This is a genomic window from Streptomyces sp. NPDC045678, from assembly GCF_056432085.1.
Genome location: NZ_JBWKJS010000013.1, coordinates 224,317 through 243,823, shown reverse-complemented (window position 1 = coordinate 243,823; position 19,507 = coordinate 224,317). Strand labels below are relative to the sequence as shown.

15 protein-coding genes and 1 pseudogene are annotated in these 19,507 nt (G+C 71.2%); 8 read left to right on the top strand and 8 right to left on the bottom strand.

Going from position 1 to position 19,507, the window contains the following annotated elements:
* Positions 1–17: 17 nt before the first annotated feature.
* Together AC07DO_RS37065 and AC07DO_RS37060 are read right to left on the bottom strand one after the other, a co-directional pair.
* Positions 18–974, bottom strand: coding sequence for a GNAT family N-acetyltransferase (locus tag AC07DO_RS37065; RefSeq protein WP_479066402.1), 957 nt, complete (start codon positions 972–974; stop codon positions 18–20).
* A 57-nt stretch (positions 975–1,031) separates the two neighbouring features.
* On the bottom strand, positions 1,032–1,457 hold the full coding sequence (locus AC07DO_RS37060; protein WP_479066400.1) for an ATP-binding protein: 426 nt from the start codon (positions 1,455–1,457) through the stop codon (positions 1,032–1,034).
* 239 nt (positions 1,458–1,696) lie between these two features.
* On the opposite strand from AC07DO_RS37060, the gene AC07DO_RS37055 reads away from it, so the two are divergent.
* From AC07DO_RS37055 to AC07DO_RS37035, 5 genes are all read left to right on the top strand, one after another.
* Positions 1,697–2,872 (top strand): alpha-hydroxy-acid oxidizing protein, encoded by a 1,176-nt coding sequence (locus tag AC07DO_RS37055; RefSeq protein WP_479066398.1) that lies wholly within the window; start codon positions 1,697–1,699, stop codon positions 2,870–2,872.
* A gap of 125 nt (positions 2,873–2,997) precedes the next feature.
* Positions 2,998–4,518: an MFS transporter gene (locus tag AC07DO_RS37050; RefSeq protein ID WP_479066396.1), complete on the top strand. Its 1,521-nt coding sequence runs from the start codon at positions 2,998–3,000 to the stop codon at positions 4,516–4,518.
* A 92-nt stretch (positions 4,519–4,610) separates the two neighbouring features.
* Complete coding sequence (locus tag AC07DO_RS37045; protein WP_479066394.1) at positions 4,611–5,924, top strand: ricin-type beta-trefoil lectin domain protein; 1,314 nt, start codon at positions 4,611–4,613, stop codon at positions 5,922–5,924.
* A gap of 92 nt (positions 5,925–6,016) precedes the next feature.
* On the top strand, positions 6,017–6,517 hold the full coding sequence (locus AC07DO_RS37040; RefSeq protein ID WP_479066392.1) for an Lrp/AsnC family transcriptional regulator: 501 nt from the start codon (positions 6,017–6,019) through the stop codon (positions 6,515–6,517).
* 46 nt (positions 6,518–6,563) lie between these two features.
* Positions 6,564–7,256, top strand: coding sequence for an HAD family hydrolase (locus AC07DO_RS37035; protein WP_479066390.1), 693 nt, complete (start codon positions 6,564–6,566; stop codon positions 7,254–7,256).
* 7 nt (positions 7,257–7,263) lie between these two features.
* Here AC07DO_RS37035 and AC07DO_RS37030 read toward each other — a convergent pair whose 3' ends face one another.
* From AC07DO_RS37030 to AC07DO_RS37020, 3 genes are all read right to left on the bottom strand, one after another.
* Positions 7,264–8,547 carry a phosphatase PAP2 family protein gene (locus tag AC07DO_RS37030; RefSeq protein WP_479066435.1) on the bottom strand — a complete coding sequence of 428 codons (1,284 nt, stop codon included), beginning with the start codon at positions 8,545–8,547 and terminating at the stop codon, positions 7,264–7,266.
* A gap of 161 nt (positions 8,548–8,708) precedes the next feature.
* Positions 8,709–10,130 carry an aspartate ammonia-lyase gene (gene aspA / locus AC07DO_RS37025; RefSeq protein ID WP_479066388.1) on the bottom strand — a complete coding sequence of 474 codons (1,422 nt, stop codon included), beginning with the start codon at positions 10,128–10,130 and terminating at the stop codon, positions 8,709–8,711.
* Between the two features lie 168 nt (positions 10,131–10,298).
* The gene (locus AC07DO_RS37020; protein ID WP_479066386.1) at positions 10,299–11,333 is read right to left on the bottom strand and encodes an asparaginase; all 1,035 of its coding nucleotides are present in this window, start codon (positions 11,331–11,333) and stop codon (positions 10,299–10,301) included.
* Positions 11,334–11,474: 141 nt separating this feature from the next.
* Here AC07DO_RS37020 and AC07DO_RS37015 point away from each other — a divergent pair, with 141 nt between their 5' ends.
* Together AC07DO_RS37015 and AC07DO_RS37010 are read left to right on the top strand one after the other, a co-directional pair.
* Positions 11,475–11,930: an Lrp/AsnC family transcriptional regulator gene (locus AC07DO_RS37015; RefSeq protein ID WP_479066384.1), complete on the top strand. Its 456-nt coding sequence runs from the start codon at positions 11,475–11,477 to the stop codon at positions 11,928–11,930.
* A gap of 139 nt (positions 11,931–12,069) precedes the next feature.
* Complete coding sequence (locus tag AC07DO_RS37010; RefSeq protein ID WP_479066433.1) at positions 12,070–13,134, top strand: chitinase; 1,065 nt, start codon at positions 12,070–12,072, stop codon at positions 13,132–13,134.
* Here the strand turns inward: AC07DO_RS37010 and AC07DO_RS37005 are convergent.
* Positions 13,127–14,053 (bottom strand): LysR family transcriptional regulator, encoded by a 927-nt coding sequence (locus tag AC07DO_RS37005; RefSeq protein WP_479066382.1) that lies wholly within the window; start codon positions 14,051–14,053, stop codon positions 13,127–13,129. The two genes, AC07DO_RS37010 and AC07DO_RS37005, sit on opposite strands and share 8 nt — an antisense overlap.
* A 187-nt stretch (positions 14,054–14,240) precedes the next feature.
* On the opposite strand from AC07DO_RS37005, the gene AC07DO_RS37000 reads away from it, so the two are divergent.
* A complete protein-coding gene (locus AC07DO_RS37000) occupies positions 14,241–15,251 on the top strand; it encodes an aldo/keto reductase (RefSeq protein WP_479066380.1) in 1,011 nt (336 codons plus the stop codon).
* Positions 15,252–15,279: 28 nt separating this feature from the next.
* Here the strand turns inward: AC07DO_RS37000 and pulA are convergent, their stop codons facing one another.
* Positions 15,280–18,000 (bottom strand): pullulanase-type alpha-1,6-glucosidase, encoded by a 2,721-nt coding sequence (gene pulA / locus AC07DO_RS36995; RefSeq protein WP_479066378.1) that lies wholly within the window; start codon positions 17,998–18,000, stop codon positions 15,280–15,282.
* 97 nt (positions 18,001–18,097) lie between these two features.
* A pseudogene (locus tag AC07DO_RS36990) lies at positions 18,098–19,495 on the bottom strand (alpha-amylase); the annotation flags it as partial.
* Between the last annotated feature and the right edge of the window lie 12 nt (positions 19,496–19,507).

The window sequence follows — 19,507 nt, the reverse complement described above, 5'->3', positions numbered from 1 at the left end:
TCGCCCTCAGGGGCGGCTCAGGCGGCCGGGCGGATCAGCTCCCAGGTGTCGACGGCGTGGTCGAGGGCCATGCCGTGCCGTTCGTAGAGGGCGAGTGCGCCGCTGCTGTTGTCGGTGTCGACGCCGAGGCCGATCCGGTCGCGGCCCAGCGCGGCGTAGTGCCCGAAGGCGTGGCGCAGGAGGTGGCTGCCGAGACCGCGCCCGCGGGCCGCGGCCAGGACTCCGAGGTTGCCTATCCAGCCCATCGACGGACGGTTGTCGTGGGTGCGCAGCACGGCGGCGTCGCCGAGTCCCTCGACGTGGGCGACCCAGATGAGCGACCAGTCGGCGTTCCGGGCGTCGATGTCGTCGAGCCACTGCGCGTACGTGCGCGGCCGGTGGTCGAAGTGCTCCGTGAAGCACTCCTGGAGCAGGGCGTGGGCGCGCCTGCGGTCCTCCTCCGCGAGGCAGGGCCGCAGGACCACGCCGGGCGGTGCCTTCGGCAGCGGGTCCGCGTCCACGCCGATCCGGCGCTCCAGCACGTTGTGGCGCCGCACGGTGCGCCAGCCTCGCGCACGGAGGGCCCCCGGGTCCGTGGTGGGTTGGGTGTTGAGATGCAGATGCACCACGGCCCTTGCCGCGCCGTTGGCCGCCGCGCGCTCGGCGGCGCGCTCCTCGAGCAGGTCGAGGAGGTGCAGGGCGCCGTGCGGGCGGCCGGGCAGGACGTAGTGGTCGACGTCGATGCGCTCGCCGCCGGATTCGTCCCACAGCAGCGCGTACCCCACGAGCGATTCACCGTCGAAGAGCAGCCACGAGTCCCGCTCCAGGTCCACCCCGGGATGGGCCAAATCGGCCCGCACCTCGGCCGTTTCGGTGTCGGCGCGGCCGATCTCCAGCAGGTCGACCTCGTTGAGCAGCGCGCACACGGCCCCCACGTCGTCGAGCGTCGCCGGGCGCACGGTGAGCCCCTGGGGCGGTGTGGGAGACGTCGTCATGGGCCCACTGTCCGGAGGCGGGGTCCCGGCCCGCAACGGACTTTCTCCCGGCTCGCCTCAGGCCAGTATCGCGCGTACCGTCTTGCCCCCGCGGTGCGCCCCCACGACCTCGAGCCGGTGGGTCAGCAGCCGGACCATCGCCAGGCCGCGTCCACTCTCCTTCTCCGTGTTGTCCATGCCGTGCCTCTGGAACCGTGGATGCTCGGGACTCGCGTCGGTGACCTCCACGGTCACCCTCGCTCCGGACACCTCGACGCGCAGCCTGCAGCCGCCTCGTCCGTGCCGCAGCGCGTTGGACACGAGCTCGGAGACGATCAGCGCGGCGTCGTCCATCCGCTCGGCGTCCACCTCGGTCTTGCGGCGCCGGGACCCGGCGAGGAACGCCGAGGCCAGCCTCCGCGCGCGGCCCGCCGACGCGGGCTCCTGCGGCAGCGCGTACTCCACCCGTTCCGTGGGCCGATGGGCGCGCTGGTGCGCACGCATGACAGCTCACTCCCCTCCCTGTAACAGACCGGCGTCCACCCGCGAACCATGCCGCCACCGGGGTCGCTGCCCATCCGGCGCGACCTGTCCTGCCTCACGGTGATGCCCTCGCGCACTGATCCCCAATCCGCTCGCCGGCACTTCCCTGGGCGCCCGTCCAATCGCCGCTCATTGACCTTGACATCGGCTTCGAACCAGACTGGGCGGCCGTCCGCTCCTCCGTGCCGGGAAGGCCGCTCATGCATCCGACGTCCCGCCCCTTCAAGGACTACCAGGACGAGATCTACCTCGACGGTCTGCGCGGCGTCGTCCCCAAGTACCCGATGGAGTACGCCGAATGGGAGGCGCGCGCCCATGCCGCGATGCCGCCCTCGGTCGTCTCGTACGTCGCGGGCGGCGCGGGCGACGAGCGTACGCAGGACGCCAACGTCACCGCGTTCGACCGGTGGGGGCTGATACCACGCATGTTCGTGGGGGCCGCGGAGCGCGACCTGTCCGTCGACCTGTTCGGCATGACACTGCCCTCTCCTCTGTTCATGGCCCCCATCGGGGTCCTGGGCATCTGCGCGCAGGACGGGCACGGCGATCTCGCGACCGCGCGGGCGGCCGCGCGGACGGGGGTCCCGATGATCGCCTCCACCCTGTCCGCCGACCCGATGGAGGACGTCGCCGCCGAACTCGGCGGGACACCCGGCTTCTTCCAGCTGTACACACCGACCGACCGCGCGCTCGCCGAGAGCCTCGTGCGCCGGGCGGAGAAGTCCGGGTTCAAGGGCATCGTCGTCACCATGGACACCTGGATCACCGGGTGGCGCCCGCGGGATCTGAGCACCTCCAACTTCCCGCTGCTGCGCGGCCACTGCCTGGCCAACTACACGAGCGACCCGGTGTTCCGCGCGGAGCTGCCCACCGCCCCCGAGCACGATCTGCGGTCCGCGGTGCTCAAGTGGGTGCAGGTCTTCGGCAATCCGCTCACGTGGGACGACCTGCCGTGGCTGCGCTCCCTGACCTCGCTGCCCCTGATGGTGAAGGGGCTCTGCCACCCCGAGGACGTGCGCCGGGCCAGGGACGGCGGGGTGGACGGCATCTACTGCTCCAACCACGGCGGCCGCCAGGCCAACGGCGGACTTCCCGCGCTCGACGTGCTGCCCGCGGTCGTCGAGGCCGCCGAGGGGCTGCCCGTCCTCTTCGATTCGGGGGTGCGCAGCGGCGCGGACGTCGTCAAGGCCGTCGCGCTCGGCGCCACCGCCGTGGGCGTGGGCCGCCCGTACGCGTACGGCCTCGGCATGGGCGGGGCCGACGGCGTCACGCACGTACTGCGCTCGCTGCTCGCCGAGGCGGACCTGCTGATGGCCGTCGACGGCTATCGGACGCTGGCGGACCTCACCGCGGAGGCGCTCCAGCGCGTGCGGTGAGGTGCGCCCGGCCGAGGTCAGGGGGCCGCCGAGGTCAGGCAGGGGCCCACCCGACGGTCCGGTAGACACCTACACGTTTCTTGTGAGACATTATCGTCTCATTCGAAACTGAGGTGTTACCCCACATGACCCCGCAGCGTGATCCACGACGCTGGGCCGTCCTCGCGATCCTCTCCGGCAGCCTCCTGCTGATCGCCATGGACACCACGATCCTGAACGTCGCCTTCCCCTCCCTGGTCGCCGATCTGCGGCCCAGCTCCGTACAGCAGCTGTGGATCATCGACATCTACGCCCTCGTGCTGTCCGGCCTCCTCGTGACCGCGGGTGCGCTCGGCGACCGGTGGGGCCGCAAGCGGCTGCTCCTGATCGGCTTCGGCGTCTTCGCCCTCGCCTCGCTGCTCGCCGTCTTCGCGACCGCCGCGTGGCAGGTCATCGCCGCCCGTGCGCTGCTCGGCGCCGGTGGCGCGACGATCATGCCGGCCACCCTGTCGATCCTGCGGAAGGTCTTCACCGACGCCCGCGAGCGCGCCCTCGCCTACGCGGTGTGGTCGGCCGTCTTCGGCGGCGGCATGGCGCTCGGCCCGGTCGTCGGCGGTCTCCTTGTCGAGCACAACGGCTGGCAGTCGGCGTTCCTCGTCAACATCCCGGTCGCGCTGGTGATCATCGCGCTCGGCCTGTGGATCCTGCCCGAGTCCCACCGGCCCCGCGAGGGCCGCTGGGACTGGTGGGGCGTCGGCCAGTCCGTCGTCGGCATGCTCGCCCTCGCGGGCGGCATCAAGCAGCTCGGCAAGGGCGGCCCCGCCGACCCCGTCGCCTGGGCACTCCTCGCCGTCTCGGCGGTGACCCTCACGGTCTTCGTACGCCGCCAGCTGCGCCTGGCCCACCCGCTGCTGCGGGTACGCCTCTTCGCGTCCCGGCCCTTCGCCATCGCCGCGACCTCGATCTTCCTCGGCATGATCGCGCTGGGCTCTGCGCTGTTCCTGATCACCCAGTGGTTCCAGTACGGCCAGGGCTACAGCCCCCTGGAGGCGGGCGTCCGCCTGCTGCCCGCGCCGCTCGGCCTGGTCCTGACCTCGCTGGTCACCCCGGCGCTGATGCACCGCCTGCCGATCCGCCACGTCATGGGCGGTGGGCTGCTCCTGATGACCGCCGGGCTCTCCCTGCCGTGGCTGCTCCAGCAGTCGGGGCCGCTCGGCTACGGCGAGGTCGCGGTGGCGCTCGGCGTGCTCGGCTGCGGCGTCGGCATCGCGACGACCGCCGCGTCCGTGACGCTGATGGCCGCCACCCCCGCCGAGGACGTCAGCGGCGCGGCGGCGGTCGAGGAGACCTGTTACGAGCTGGGCGCCGCGATGGGCGTGGCCGTGCTCGGCAGCGTCGCCACCGCGCTCTACCGCGCGAACCTGCCCGACCTCGGTCTCACGGCGGACACCGCGGCGTCCGTGAGCGACTCGATCGGCGAGGCGGCCCGGGTGGCGTCCGGCCTCACGGGCCCGGCCGGTGCCGAGCTGCTTTCGCGGGCCGCCGACGCGTTCACCTCCGGGATGACGCCCACGTTCCTGATGGCGGCCGCGCTGCCGCTGGCCGCCGCGGCGCTCACCTGGGCGAAGATCCCGAAGAACCTGCGCCCGACGGAGGACGCGCACTGACCGCCGCAACTGGCAACATCCGTACCCCAGTTCACGCCTATCATCTGTGGGTCTGTTCGACAGTGACTCGGCAGTGAGAGGACAACGGGGAATTGAGTTCCATACGTAAGCGCGGCGCACGCAAGCGCCGCATGGCGATGGCCGGCGTGGGCGCCGCGGCGGCCGTCGTGGCGGGGGTCCAGCTGTCTCCCGCCGCCTTCGGCACCGGCGGCGACGACGAACCGGCCGCGGTGCGCCCGGCTGCCGAGGCGGCGGACTTTGGCGCCACCCGCTCCGACGGCACGGCGTTCGAGGACGGCGTCATGTCCCTGAAGTCGACGCCCGTGGCCCGCTCCGCGGCGCCGTCGGCCTCGGACGGGCGTGCCGCGGCCGCCGCCCCGCACGGCACGGGCTGGCAGTCGGGCGGTGCGTCGAAGTACCTCGCCGACGGCTACACGATCAAGTTCTACGACAAGAAGTCGGCGGACTGGCTGGCCCCGTACGTGAAGAAGTCCGCCGCCGACCTCCAGCGCGTCACGACGCTCCCGGTGAAGGTCGACACGCGGCCGGTCGGCTGGGACTACGTCCGGCCCAAGGGCGAGATCATCGTCGGTGTGCTGCACCGGCCCTGCGTCCCGCCGGCCGACGGGGGCTCGGCGGGCTGGAAGGTGGTCCGTGACGGCTCCGGCAGCAAGAACCTGAGCTGCGGCTTCTACTCCTCGTCCGTCGCCGACACGGTGACCAGCGGGCACGCGTACATCGACGACGAGTTCCTGACGTCGGCCGGCAAGCCCGCCCCGTCCATGGGCGAAACGTATTTCCGCAACCACATCAGCCACGAGCTCGGCCATACGATGGGCCTGGCGCACGCCAACCGCAGCGCGACCCGCGGCGACTGCGTCAAGGGGTCGGACTCCGGCCAGTTCCCCGTGATGTGCACGCCCACCAACGCGTACCAGGACAAGCGCGCGGGCACCTACGTCCAGCAGTACGACATGCAGGGCCTGCGCCACCTGGCTCGCGGTGGCGGCGCGGCGCTGCCCCCGCAGGGCAAGGTCACCGGCCTCGGCCGCAAGTGCCTCGACGCCAAGGGCGGCAAGGCGGCCAACGGCACGCAGATCCAGATCTACACCTGCAACAGCGGCCCGGGGCAGTCCTGGATCCTGCAGAAGGACAGCACGATCCGCGCCCTCGGCAAGTGCCTGGACAACTACCGCAACGCGAGCACCAACGGCAACAAGATCGCCCTCTCCGACTGCCACGGCGGCGCGTCCCAGCGCTGGCAGGTCAACGCCAAGGGCCAGATCGTGCACGTCGCGTCCGGCAAGGTCCTCGACGTGAAGGGCGGCTCCACCGCCAACAGCACCAAGGTCCAGCTGTACGCGGCGAACACGTACAAGCGCCAGATCTGGGTCACGCCCAAGTAGCGCGCCACGGTGGGCGGGCGCGTCCGCGGGTGCGGCCGGAACGGCTACAGTCACCTGCGATCACCCCCGCCCACCTGGGAGAACCTCGGACCATGGCCGTCGACGAACTCGACACCCGCATCCTCCGGCTGCTGCTCGAACAGCCCCGCACCAGCCTGCGCGAGTACGCCCGCGTCCTCGGCATCGCCCGCGGCACCCTCCAGGCCAGGCTCGACCGCATGGAGCGGGACGGCGTGATCACCGGCACGGGGCCCTTCCTCTCCCCCGCCGCGCTCGGTCACCCCGTGCTCGCCTTCGTCCACATCGAGGTCACGCAGGGGCATCTGGACGAGGTGGGGGACGCGCTCGCCGCCGTGCCGGAGATCATCGAGGCGCACTCGATCACGGGCGGCGGCGACCTCCTGACGCGGGTCGCGGCGCGCGACAACGGGCATCTGGAGGACGTCGTGCAGCGGCTGATCAATCTGCCGGGGGTCGTGCGCACGCGGACGGAGATGGCACTGCGGGAGCGGGTGCCGCACCGGCTGCTCCCGCTCGTCGAGTCGGTCGGCAGGTCGGTCGGCGGATCGGTCGGCGGGCCGGTCGGCGGGTAAGGGTGAGCGGGCCGGGTTGACCTGGCCGTTTGGCATGCTGGAGGCCATGAGCACCTTCGGCAGGACCTCGGTCGTCCTCGACCTCGACGGCACCCTCGTGGACAGCGAGCCCAACTACTACGAAGCCTCGCGGGCCCTGCTCGCCGACTTCACGGGCCGGGAGTACACCTGGGCCGACAACGAGCAGTACGTGGGCATCAGCTCCCACGAGACGCTCGCGCTCTGGAGGCGGGAGTACGGGATAGGGGCTTCGGTGGCCGAGCTGCTCGTCGACCTCGACCGCCGCTATCTGGAGCTGGCCCGCGCCCGGACCCCCGTCTACCCCGAGATGCGCAAGCTCGTCGAGCGGCTGCACGACGCGGGAGTGCCGATGGCCGTCGCGTCCGGTTCCTCACGCGCGGCCATCGGGGCGATCCTGGCCGGGACGGGCCTGGACGCGCAGCTGACGACGTTCGTCTCCGCCGAGGAGGTGGAGCGCGGCAAGCCCGCGCCGGACGTGTTCCTCGCGGCGGCCGCGCTGCTCGGCGCGGAGCCCGCGGACTGCGTGGTCTTCGAGGACGCGGCTCCTGGTGCCGCGGCGGCGCACGCGGCAGGCATGCGCTGCATCGCGGTCCCCTATGTCGCCGCCCATGCGGACGACCCGGCCTTCGCGGGCGCGGAGCTGCTGTTCAGGGGTGGTCAGCAGGAGTTCACGGCGCAGGCCGCGCTCGACGTGCTGGCGGCCGGCCGGGAGCGGTGAGGACGCCTCAGACCAGCTCGGGCTGCGGCTTCGGTTCGGCCGGTACTGCCTTCGGCTCCCAGAGCCTGGTCGTCCACATGTAGCCCTGGACGACCGAGGCCATCGCGAGGATGAGCAGCGGTCCCGCCACCCACGGGTACTCGGCCATCTGCGTCGGCAGATACCGGTACGCCACCAGGAGCGCGGCGAAGACGCCGGTGCCGTAGGCGACGAGCCGGACGGCCGACCGGTCCCAGCCGCGGTCGAACGAGCGCATCGCCGCGTCGATGGTGAACGCGAACACGACACCGGCGATGAGGTCCGCGCCGTAGTGGTAGCCGAAGCCCAGGGTGGCCGTGAGGGTCGCGACGAGCCAGAAGGTGCCCGCGTACCGGAGCAGGCGCGGTCCCTTGCGGGAGTGGATGAAGATCGCGGTGGCCCATGCCGTGTGCAGGCTGGGCATGCAGTTGCGCGGGGTGATCCCGTCGTACGGCATCGCGTGCGGGGCGGTGAGCGGCGGTGCCGTGTGCGGCCACAGCTCGGCGAGCGCCCACTGTCCGCCGCCGGTGCCGAAGGCCCCGTCTCCGTACGCGAAGATCGGGCCGACCACGGGGAAGATCATGTAGATGGCCGGTCCGACCAGGCCGATCACCAGGAAGGTGCGCACCAGGTAGTGGCCGGGGAAGCGGCCCTCGGTGGCGACGTTGCGCAGCTGGTACAGGGAGACGCAGACCGCGGCCACCGCGAGCTGGATGTAGACCCAGTCCAGGAGGTGCGAGCCGACCGGCCCTGTGGCCTCGACCATCCGCCCCACCAGCCACGACGGGTTGCCCAGCGCGTGGTCGGCGACGGCGACGTACGGGTCGAGGACCGTCGGGCGGGTCTTCGAGGTGATGAGCAGCCAGGCGTCACCGGTCTTGCGGCCGGCCACGAGCAGCAGGCCGAGGCCGACGCCCTTCAGGAGCAGGACCCGTTCCGGCCCGGTGCGGCGCGTGACGGCGATGATCCCGCACCCGAGGATCACCCACAGCGCGCCGTTGCCGAACATCTGGTCGGCGTCGACCGCCCACCGCACCAGGAAGAAGACGACGTCGATGCCGATGGCGACACCGGCGGCGACGAGCCGTTGCCGCCAGGTGAGCACCACCATCGTCAGCGCCAGGCTCGCGTACAGCAGCGGCCCCGACTTCGGCGCGAAGATCACCTCGCCCGCCTGGTTGGCGATCGGCCCCGGCAGGCCGTAGTGCCGCGAGGCGATCTCCAGCACGATGAGGAACCCGAGGGTCACCACACCCGCCGCGGTCCACAGCAGCACCCGGGGGCGGCGCAGGGCCGAGATCGGCTGTGTGCGGTCTTTGCGCGGAGATATCCGCGGTGCGTTAGATATCAATGGTCTGGCCGTTTGTTAGGTGCGTGGGCTGAAACAGTCCACTCTCGCCGGGGCCGGATCATGCTATCCGAGCACGGCCCCGGTCAGGCAGCTCCGGCCACCCGCTCCGGGGTGAGCAGCTCCGCGAGGCGCTCCGCGGGCAACAGACCCTTCTCGAGAACCAGTTCGGCGACGCCCCGGCCGGTGCTCAGGGCCTCCTGCGCGATCTCGGTGGCGGCGGTGTATCCGATGTGCGGGTTGAGCGCGGTGACCAGGCCGATGGAGGTCTCCACCGAGGCGCGCAGCACCTCCGTGTTGGCGGTGATGCCCGTCACGCACCGCTCGGCGAGCGTCAGGCAGGCCGCGCGCAGCGAGGTGATGCTCTTGGCGAGGGAGTGCAGGATGACCGGCTCGAACGCGTTGAGCTGGAGCTGTCCCGCCTCGGCGGCCATCGTGATGGTGACGTCGTTGCCGATCACCTCGAAGGCGACCTGGTTGACGACCTCGGGGATGACCGGATTGACCTTGCCCGGCATGATGCTCGACCCGGCCTGCACCGGCGGCAGATTGATCTCGTTGAGGCCCGCGCGCGGGCCGGACGAGAGGAGCCGCAGGTCGTTGCAGCTCTTGGAGAGCTTGACCGCGATGCGCTTCAAGACGCCGGACAGGTGCACGAAGGCGCCGCAGTCCTGTGTGGCCTCGACCAGGTTGGCGGCGGTCACCAGCGGCATGCCGGTGATCTCGGCGAGGTGGCGGCGGGCGGTCTCCGCGTATCCGGCGGGGGCGTTGAGGCCGGTGCCGATGGCGGTGGCGCCGAGGTTGATCTCGTGGATGAGCTCGACGGCCTCGGCGAGCCGCGCGCGGTCCTCGTCGATCATCACGGCGTACGCGGAGAACTCCTGGCCGAGCGTCATCGGCACGGCGTCCTGGAGCTGGGTGCGCCCCATCTTCAGGACGTCGCGGAACTCCAGGGCCTTCGCGGCGAACGCGTCCTGCACGACCGACATCGCGCGCAGCAGTCCGTGGACGGCGCTGACGGTCGCGACCTTCACGGCGGTCGGGTACACGTCGTTGGTGGACTGGCTGAGGTTGACGTCCTCGTTGGGGTGCAGGTGCTCGTACGCGCCCTTGGGGTGCCCGAGGAGCTCCAGCGCCCGGTTGGCGACGACCTCGTTGGCGTTCATGTTGGTGGAGGTGCCGGCGCCGCCCTGGATGACGTCGACGACGAACTGGTCGTGCAGCCGGCCCGCGCGGATCTCCCGGCACGCGGCGGCGATGGCGTCGGCCTTGGCGGCGGGCAGCAGCCCCAGCTCCTCGTTGGCACGGGCCGCGGCCTCCTTGACGGCGGCGAGCGCGTCGATGAGCTGCGGGTACACGGAGATCGGGATGCCCGTGATGGGGAAGTTCTCCGTGGCGCGGAGGGAGTGGATGCCCCAGTAGGCATCGACGGGCACGTCACGGTCCCCGAGCAGGTCGTGCTCGCGACGGTGGGTGGGGGCGGAGGCGGAGGCGGGGGCAGTGCTCATGATGCGTATGTGTTTCTTTTCGGGGTGCGGGGGCGCCGCTTCTCTCCCTTCGGGTTTCCCTTCGGGGGGCGAGGCGACTTGTGCTTGCTTCTGGGGGGCGGGCGAGGTTCCGTTCAGGGGCGCGGGGAACTGCGCGACCCGCCCCCACGGCCCGCGGACGGGAAACTCTCAGGCGGCCGCGGCCTCACCCTCACCCGCGCCGTCCAGGACCGCATCCGACCCGACAACGTGCCGCAGAGCCGAGATCCGCTCCCCCTGGCCGGAGGCCGAGAGCAGTACCGCGAGCACCGCGCTCCGCGCCTGCCCGGCGCGCAGCGTCCCCGTGAGCACCGCTCCGGCCGCCGCGAGGTCTACCGCCCCGCCGTGCGTGTAGATCTCCGTGACGGGACCGCCCTGGACGCGGGTGGTGAGGGCGACCAGGACGCCCTGCTCGATCGCCGCGGTGACGGCGCCGACGAACTCGGGAGTCGCGTTGCCCGCCCCCGTGGCGACGAGCACGATGCCCTGCGCGCCCGCCGCGACGGCCGTCTCCACGAACAGCGGGTCGGCGTCCACGTGGTGCATGACCATGTCTATGCGCGGCAGGGTCGCGTCGGCCGGGGGCAGCGGCAGTGGCGCGGGACGCCGCGGCCGGCGCAGTACCGAGACCTTGCCGAAGCCGACCTTGCCGACGGGCGGCCCCGACGGATCGGCGAACGCGTCGGCGGCGAGGGTCTGGGTCTTCACCGTGCCGCGCGCCGCGTGCACCTTGCCGTCGAAGACGACCAGCACACCGAGGTCGCGGACGGTCGCGGCGGTGAGCAGCGCGTCGTACAGGTTGCCGGGGCCGTCGCCGTCCTCGGCGCCGAGCGGCTTCTGCGCTCCGGTGAAGACGACCGGCCGGGGGTCGTCGTGGTACAGGTCGAGGAGGAAGGCGGACTCTTCGAGCGTGTCCGTGCCGTGCGTGACGACGATGCCGTCGACGCCGGGGTCGGCGAGGACCTCGTGCACGGTGCGCAGGAGGGTGAGCTGCTGGGCGGAGGTCAGGCGCGGGCTGTTCACGTTGAACAGGTCGATGACCTCGGAGGTGATGTCCTGGGGCATCGCGGCCGTGGCGAGCACCTCGCGGCCGGGTGCGTCGGCGGCGAAACCGGTCCCCTGCCAACGGCTCGCTATCGTCCCGCCGGTGCTGATGACGACGATCCGTCGCGCCTGTGCTTCCACGTCCGTATACCTCCCAGGGAACCTGAGGACCATCAGCCCCCTGAGTGGTGGGCAGCCTCGCCGCAAGGATAGATCGAACATTGCGCAATGTGTTTGCCAAAATCGAAGACTTGTGCAACATGCCTGGTGGATAATTGCGTCATGGACGAGATCGACCGCAACATCTTGCGCGAACTGCAGAGCGACGGGCGGCTGACCAATCAGGAGCTGGCCGCCCGGGTCGGCCTCAGCGCGTCACCCTGCATGCGGCGGGTGCGCCAGCTGGAGCTGGACGGCGTGATCCAGGGATATCGCGCGGTCGTCGCCCCGGAAGCGGTCGGCCGGGGCTTCGAGGTGCTGGTCTCCATCGAGGTGCGCCGCGACCGTGAGACCGTTGAGGCGTTCGAGGCGGCGCTCGAGGGCATTCCGGACGTCATCGAGGCGTACCGGCTGTTCGGGAGCCCCGGCTGCCTGCTGCGCATCGCGGTCGCCGACCTCGCCGCGTACGAACGGCTGTGGATCGAGCGGCTCACCACGCTGGCCGGAGTCACCGAGGTCAACTCGCAGATCATCATGAAGCGGATCAAGGAACCGCAGGGCCTGCCGGTGGACGACTGAGCACGGACCGCCGCCTCTACCGAGACCCCAACACCCCTTTGGTACAGACCTATTGACGCCTGGTCTGGTCCAGCCTAGGTTGGCGCACCGCACGAGGCACGTCTCCGCATCCCCCACCGCACCCAGGGAGCACCGCGTGATCGGTCGGACGTTACGCCTGCTGGGCTCAGCCCTGGCACTGGTCTGTGTCGCACAGCTGCCGGCCGCCGCGGCGGCCCCCGACGCGGCCCCCGGCCCGGCCGCCCCGCGGGCCGACACCTGCGCGGTCAAGCCGAAGCCCGCGGGCAAGGTGCTCCAGGGGTACTGGGAGAACTGGGACGGCGCGTCCAACGGCGTGCACCCACCGTTCGGCTGGACCCCCATCACCGACAGCCGCATCAAGCAGCACGGCTACAACGTCATCAACGCGGCCTTCCCCGTCATCCGCTCCGACGGCACCGTCCTGTGGGAGGACGGCATGGACGCCACGGTGAAGGTCGCGACGCCCGCCGAGATGTGCCAGGCGAAGGCGGACGGCGCGACCATCCTGATGTCCATCGGCGGCGCGACGGCCGGCATCGACCTGAACTCCACCTCCGTCGCCGACCGCTTCGTCGAGACGATCGTGCCGATCCTGAAGAAGTACAACTTCGACGGCATCGACATCGACATCGAGACGGGCCTCGTGGGGAGCGGCAACATCAACCAGCTGTCGGCCTCGCAGTCCAACCTCATCCGCATCATCGACGGCGTGCTCGCCCGCATGCCCGCGGGCTTCGGCCTCACGATGGCCCCCGAGACGGCGTACGTCACGGGCGGCAGCGTCGTCTACGGCTCGATCTGGGGCGCGTACCTGCCGATCATCAAGAAGTACGCGGACAACGGCCGCCTGTGGTGGCTGAACATGCAGTACTACAACGGCAGCATGTACGGCTGCTCCGGCGACTCCTACTCCGCGGGCACCGTGCAGGGCTTCACCGCCCAGACCGACTGCCTCAACAAGGGCCTGAACATCCAGGGCACCACCATCAAGGTCCCCTACGACAAGCAGGTCCCCGGCCTCCCCGCCCAACCGGGCGCGGGCGGCGGCTACATGTCCCCGAGCCTCGTCTCCCAGGCCTGGAACCGCTACAACGGCGCCCTCAAGGGCCTGATGACCTGGTCGATCAACTGGGACGGCTCGAAGGGCTGGACGTTCGGCGACAACTTCAAACGGATCAGCTGACCCTGCCCTGCTCCGCTTCACCGGCACCGTCACCGGCCGCCAGCACCGTCTCGCGGAACGCGGTGACGATCGGGCGCAGGTCGATGCGGTGCCAAACGGCCCACAGCCGGACCGAGCGCCGGAACCACGGGAGTTCGCGGACGGTCGCCCCTTCCGTGCCGCCGCGCACCATGCTCTTCTGCACGAACGCCAGCCCGAGCCCGGACGCCACCAGGCCCAGCGCGGTCAGTGGCTCCGGGGCCTCGAAGCGGATGTCGGGGGCGAACCCGGCGGCGGCGCACGCGGCGACGAACTCGTCCCGCCAGACGTGGTCCTCGCCGTCCTCGACGGCGATCCACGGCAGGCCGTCGAGATCCTCGGGCCGCACCTCGTCGGCGTCGGCCAGCGGATGGCCGCTGGGGACGGCCAGGAGCAGCGGGTCCGCGAGCAGGAGCGCACCGCGCAGGTCGGGGTCCTCCGCGGGCGGCGCCTCCGGGACCAGGGCGATGTCCAGGCCGCGGCGGCGCAGGCCCTCGAACTGCTCGGGGGCGGTCAGGTCGTAGAGAGCCACGTGGATGCCGGGGCGGGCCTCGTTGAGGGTGCGCAGGGCGCCGGGCAGCAGGCCGGTGTGCATGGCGTCGCTCACGTACCCCACGCAGAGACCGCCCTCGTCGCCGCGGCCGAGGCGCCGGCCGAGGTTCTCCAGCCGGTCCGCGTGCCGCAGCAGGGCGGTGGCCTCGGCGAGGAAGACACGGCCGTCGGAGGTGAGCCGCAGGCGCTGCTGGCTGCGCTCGAAGAGCGTCAGGCCCAGGTTCTTCTCCAGCTGGGCGATCTGCCGGCTGAGCGGGGACTGTGAGATGCGCAGGCGCTCGGCGGCCCGTCCGACGTGCTCCTCCTCGGCCACGGTCACGAAATAGCGCAGTTGTCGCAGGTCGAGCATGTAAGACCTCGGGGGACTCAAGTATGACCAAGCAAGTCTTGGACAGTCTGGCCCGTCGATCCTAACCTCGGTGGAGCAAGAGCCGCGGAGGCGGAGAAATGCCGCGTATCCGGGTATCTGGGTATCTGGGTATCCGCGTATCCGCCTATCCGGTCACCTCCCCTCGACGACGCAAGGATCTTTCCCCATGGGCATCACGTCCTTCCTCCCCGGCCGTCTCGGCTTCGGCACCGCCCCGCTCGGCAACATGTTCCGCGCCATCCCCGACGACGAGGCCCGCGCCACCGTCGAGGCCGCCTGGGACCACGGCATCCGCTACTACGACACGGCACCCTTCTACGGCGCCGGACTCGCGGAGAGCCGGCTCGGCGAGGTGCTCGCCGGCAAGCCCCGCGACTCCTACGTCCTGTCCACCAAGGTCGGACGCGTCATCCTCGACGAGCACGAGACCGCCACGCCCGACTTCGGCGAGAAGGGCGGCCTGTTCGAGCACGGCAATCCGAACAAGATCGTGCACGAGTGGACGGCCGACGCCACCGAACGCTCCATAGAGGACAGCCTCAAGCGGCTGGGGACCGACCGTCTGGACATCGTCTGGGTCCACGACATCGCCCAGGACTTCCACGGCGACCAGTGGCTGCAGAAGTTCGAGGAGGCCCGCACCGGCGCCTTCCGCGTCCTGTCCCGGCTGCGCGACGAAGGCGTGATCAAGGCGTGGGGCCTCGGCGTCAACAAGACCGAGCCCATCGAGCTGACCCTCGACCTGGACGAGCCGCGCCCCGACGGTTTCCTCCTCGCGGGCCGCTACACCCTCCTCGACCACGAGCACGCCCTCCAGCGACTGCTGCCCGCGGCGCGGGAACAGGGCGTCGACATGGTCGTCGGCGGCCCCTACAGCTCCGGCATCCTCGCGGGCGGCACCCACTTCGAGTACCAGGAGGCGCCCGCCGAGATCGTCGAGCGCGTCGGCCGCCTGAAGTCCCTCGCCCAGCAGCACGGCGTGAGCATCAAGGCCGCGGCCCTGCAGTTCTCCCTCGCCCACCCCGCGACCGCCGCCGTCATCCCCGGCGCCACCCGGCCCAGCCGCATCGCCGAGGACGCGGCCGCCCTGAACGAGAACGTCCCCGACGCCTTCTGGACGGACCTGCGGGCCGCGAACCTCGTCAGCCCGGCCGCCCCGCTCCCCCACGACGCCTGACCCGGGCCGGCCCCGGGATCCGAACCGCTCAGCCGCGCTTGAAGACGGCGACCGTCCGCGCGGGGACGGAGAACGTTCCCGAACTCCGGTCGTACGTCGCCGACTTGACGGTGCGGTCCGAGCCGGATGCCTGGACGGGGTGCAGGGCGTACCGAGCGTCCTGCACCGCTCCGACCCGCTGCCGCTGGGTCCGCGGGCTCGCGTTGAAGACCACGACCAGGTCGCCGAGCCGCATGGTGATGACGCCGGGCGTCTCGTCGGCGGTCCCGGACAGCGGGAAGGACAGCGCCGACTGGACCTCCCCGGCCGTGGCGAGGGAGAAGGCCGGTTCGGTCGTGCGGAGGCGCAGCAGGTCCCGGTACGCGGCCGACGTACCGTTGATCTCCTCGCAGTTCGGGGTCAGCGTGGACGCGGACGACAGCAGGGGCTTGGCGTAGAGCCACTTGTCCTTGTTGTCGGCGGCCGGAGGCAGGCCCCGGCCGAAGCCGTTGCCCGCGCGGCAGTCCCAGTTGATCGTGTTGAACCAGTCGCCGCTGTCGAAGGAGTTGCGGTCCAGGGACTTGGAGCGCAGCAGGTCCGTGCCCGCCTGGGAGAGCGCCGGTCCCTGGGAGAGGGCGGCGGTCGCCATGGCGAGGACCTGCATGCGGGCCCGGTCGGCCGGTGCCGTGTCCCTGGGCAGCTTGAAGGCGAGCGCGTCGTACAGCGATTCGTTGTCGTGTGCGTCGGCGTAGGAGAGCGCGTCGCCGGGCTGCGCCGCATAACCGGCGGGGGCGCCGTTGTAGTCGACGTCCGCGCCCTTGACCGTACGTCCGGCCGAGTCCTTGAAGGTGTAGTCGGCGAGGTTGCCGGTCAGGCCGACCTTGATGAGGTCCTGGTAGTGCAGGAGGCGGGCCTTCTGTTCGGCCAAAGTGCCGTTCGACCTGGAGGCGTTGGGGTCCGTGTACAGGCCGCTGGCGAAGCCCTGCACGCCCGGGTCCCCGTCGAACGGGCCGCCGCCGCGCAGCGCGTCGCGCGACCGGTCCGAGAACGTCGCGATGCCGGTGCCCGCCATGTTCCGCTGCGTGGCCTGGACGAAGCGGGCGTCGTCGGCGACCTCGCCGAAGTTCCACCCCTCGCCGTACAGGACGATGCTCTTGCCGTCGACGCCGTCCTTCGCGGGGGTCAGCGTGTCGAGCGCCTCGCGGACGGCAAGGATGTTGGCCTTCGGGTGGTGTCCCATCAGGTCGAAGCGGAAGCCGTCGACCTTGTACTCCTTCGCCCATGTGACGATCGAGTCGACGACGAGCTTGCCCATCATCGCGTTCTCGGGTGCCGTGTTGGCGCAGCACGTGGAGGTGGCGACCGCGCCGTCGGCGTCCAGGCGCTGGTAGTAGCCGGGCACGATCTTGTCGAGCACGGACTTGTCGGCCTGGCCGCTCGCGACGGTGTGGTTGTAGACGACGTCCATCACCGTGCGCAGTCCCGCCCCGTTCAGGCCTTGCACCATCTTGCGGAACTCCACGGTGCGGCGGGTGCCCTCGGGGTCGCTCGCGTACGAACCCTCCGGGACCGTGTAGTGCAGCGGGTCGTAGCCCCAGTTGTACGCGTCCTTGCCCGCGGTCTCGGTGACGCACGCCTGCTGCTCGTCGGAGTCGGGGGCGTACGCGGGCAGGTCGCAGTCGGGAGTTGCCTGGTCGGCGGCGTGCTCCGGGACGGTGCCGATGTCGAAGACGGGCAGCAGGTGCACGTACGACGTGCCGGCGCGGGCCAGGCGGCGCAGGTGCTTCATGCCGTCGGACTTCTCGTCCGTGAACGCCAGGTACTTGCCCGGGTGGTCCGACGTGCGGTCGGCGACGGAGAAGTCCCTGACGTGCAGCTCCTGGATCCGCGCGGCGCGCAGCGGGGTGGGCTTCGGCTTGCGCAGCCCGGCCCAGCCCTTGGGGGCGAGCCGCGGGTCGGCCAGGTCGACGGCGAGGCTGCGCTCGGAGCCGGTGGTGAGGGCGGTGGAGTAGGGATCCGTGACCTTGTTGGTGACGACCTTGCGGACGCTCGGCGCCCACACCTTGACGACGTACCGGTAGGCCTTGCCCGACCAGCTGCCGGGCCCGGTCGCCGACCAGACCCCGGAGGCGCGGTCCCGGTGCATCTCCACCGTGCGGCCGCCGATGTCGAGGGAGACCCGCTGGGCGGTGGGGGCCCAGACGGCGAGGGTGACGCGGCCGTGTGCGAAGCGGGGCCCGAGGGTGGCCTTGGTGGCGGCCGCTCCGTAGAGGTCGTCGAGGGCGCCCTGGGTCTGTACGCCGGTGGCGGAGCGCAGGGTGCCGTCGGCGGAGCGGACGGTGGCGACGAGCTGACCGGTGAGGGCGGCGCGCAGCAGGTGGCGGTCGCGAGGGTCGACGGTGAAGGCGGCGTAGCCCTTGAGGTGCGGGTACTTGGCCTGTTGGGCGTCGGTGAGCCCGCCGTCGGCCGGCGTGAGGCGGAGGCGGTGCGCCACCGCTCCCCCGATGTCGCCGCCCTCGACCGTGAGGCCGCCGTGGGGTGCGTACAGGATCTCGTGGCGGCTGCCCGCACTCGCGTCCCAGGCGAGGGTGTTCCTGTCGATCCACTGGGCCCGTGACGTCGACAGGTCGAGTGGATCGGTCTGCTCGGCCGCGGCGGACGGCGCCGACGGTGCCGTCGGTACGGCGGTCGCCGTCGCGGTCAGGGGCACGGTGGCGGCGAGCAGGGCGACCGCCACGGTGACGGCGGTGCGGCGCGGGGAGCCGGTCACGAAGGTCTCTCCTTGAGAGGTGGGAAGAAGGTGCGGCCGCCCGGCAGCGGGGACAAGGATGGGCCGGGCGGCCGGTCATGGGTGGTGGGGCCGGTCAGCAGTTCTTGGCCCCGGTGTGCAGCGCGAGGGCCGTGTTCGGGGCGACGGACGCCGTGAACCGTCCCGAGCCGTTCACGCTGACGCTCCTGCCGCTCTGCACGTCGCAGTACGTGCCCGCCGCCAGGGAGGTCTGGAAGGTGCGGTTGACGGCGGACCCTTCGTGGTTGATGACGACGTACGCCTTGTCGCCGCGGCCGAAGGCGATCGTGTTGTCGCCGTTGTCCCACCAGTTGGTGACGGACGCGCCGCGCGCGGTGTTGCGGAACTTGACCATGCTGCGGATCTCCGGCCAGGCGTGCTGGCACTTCCAGCCGTCGCTGTAACAGGTCTTCACCTCGCCGCCGTTGGGCGAACCGGCGTCGTTGTTGCCGAACTCGTAGCCGGAGTGGACGTCGGGAGAGCCGTAGGGCCAGGCCAGCATGAAGACGTGCGCGAGGGTGTAGTTGGCGCCGTCCTTGTAGCTGAGGGTCTGGCCGTGGCGCTCGGTGTCGTGGTTGGTGACGAACACCGAGCTGGTGCCGCCCGGCATGTAGCCCCAGCCCTCGCCGTAGTTCTTCAGATAGGCGAGCTTCTCGTTGTTGAAGACGCGCTTGAGGTCCCAGGCGTACCGGAACTCCTGCGGGTCGCCGGTCGCGGTGTACTCGCTCGGGGAGACGGGCTCGCCCGCCCCGTACAGCGTCTCCTGCTTCCAGTAGACGCCCGGGTTGCTCAGGCGCGACTTGATGTTCTTCAGGTCGTCTACGGGGATGTGCTTGGCCGCGTCGACGCGGAAGCCGTCGACGCCGAGCGAGAGGAGGTCGTTGAGGTACGTGGCGATGCGGCCGCGCACGTGGTTCTCGCCGGTGTCGAGGTCGGCGAGGCCACCCAGCTCGCAGTGCTGGACGTTCCAGCGGTCCTGGTAGTTGCTGATGGCGGACTTGCAGTCGTCCATGTCGGCGGACGAGTACGTGCCCGGGTAGTCGTACTTGGTGAAGCCGGAGCCCGCCGAGCCGGTGCCGGACGCGTTGGTCATGTGGTTGATCACCGCGTCGGCGACGACCTTGACCCCGGCGGAGTGGCAGGTGTCGACCATGCTCTTGAACGCGGCGCGGTCGCCGAGCCGGGTGCCGATCTTGTAGCTGACCGGCTGGTACGCGGCCCACCAGGCGTCGCCCTGGAGGCGCTCCTGCGGCGGTGACACCTGCACGTACCCGTAACCGTCCGGGCCGAGCCGGTCCGTACAGGCCTTGGCGACGGACTTGAAGTTCCACTCGAAGAGGACGGCGGTGACGTCCTTGCCGCCGGGCGGGGCGGCCTGGGCCGCGGGGGCCCCGGCGACGACGCTGCCCGCGACACCCGCCATCAGGGCGAGCGCGGTCGCGACGGGTCTGCGGCTCTTGGTGGTCCGGCCGGTCATGGGGGTACCTCC

Bases quoted from the DNA above. Each gene is read 5' to 3' on its own strand.
- AC07DO_RS37065 (WP_479066402.1), bottom strand. From the start codon at position 974: ATGACGACGTCTCCCACACCGCCCCAGGGGCTCACCGTGCGCCCGGCG.
- AC07DO_RS37055 (WP_479066398.1), top strand. From the start codon at position 1,697: ATGCATCCGACGTCCCGCCCCTTCAAGGACTACCAGGACGAGATCTAC.
- AC07DO_RS37005 (WP_479066382.1), bottom strand. From the start codon at position 14,053: ATGCTCGACCTGCGACAACTGCGCTATTTCGTGACCGTGGCCGAGGAG.
- AC07DO_RS37060 (WP_479066400.1), bottom strand. From the start codon at position 1,457: ATGCGTGCGCACCAGCGCGCCCATCGGCCCACGGAACGGGTGGAGTAC.
- AC07DO_RS37035 (WP_479066390.1), top strand. From the start codon at position 6,564: ATGAGCACCTTCGGCAGGACCTCGGTCGTCCTCGACCTCGACGGCACC.
- AC07DO_RS37050 (WP_479066396.1), top strand. From the start codon at position 2,998: ATGACCCCGCAGCGTGATCCACGACGCTGGGCCGTCCTCGCGATCCTC.
- AC07DO_RS37040 (WP_479066392.1), top strand. From the start codon at position 6,017: ATGGCCGTCGACGAACTCGACACCCGCATCCTCCGGCTGCTGCTCGAA.
- AC07DO_RS37000 (WP_479066380.1), top strand. From the start codon at position 14,241: ATGGGCATCACGTCCTTCCTCCCCGGCCGTCTCGGCTTCGGCACCGCC.
- AC07DO_RS37015 (WP_479066384.1), top strand. From the start codon at position 11,475: ATGGACGAGATCGACCGCAACATCTTGCGCGAACTGCAGAGCGACGGG.
- aspA (WP_479066388.1), bottom strand. From the start codon at position 10,130: ATGAGCACTGCCCCCGCCTCCGCCTCCGCCCCCACCCACCGTCGCGAG.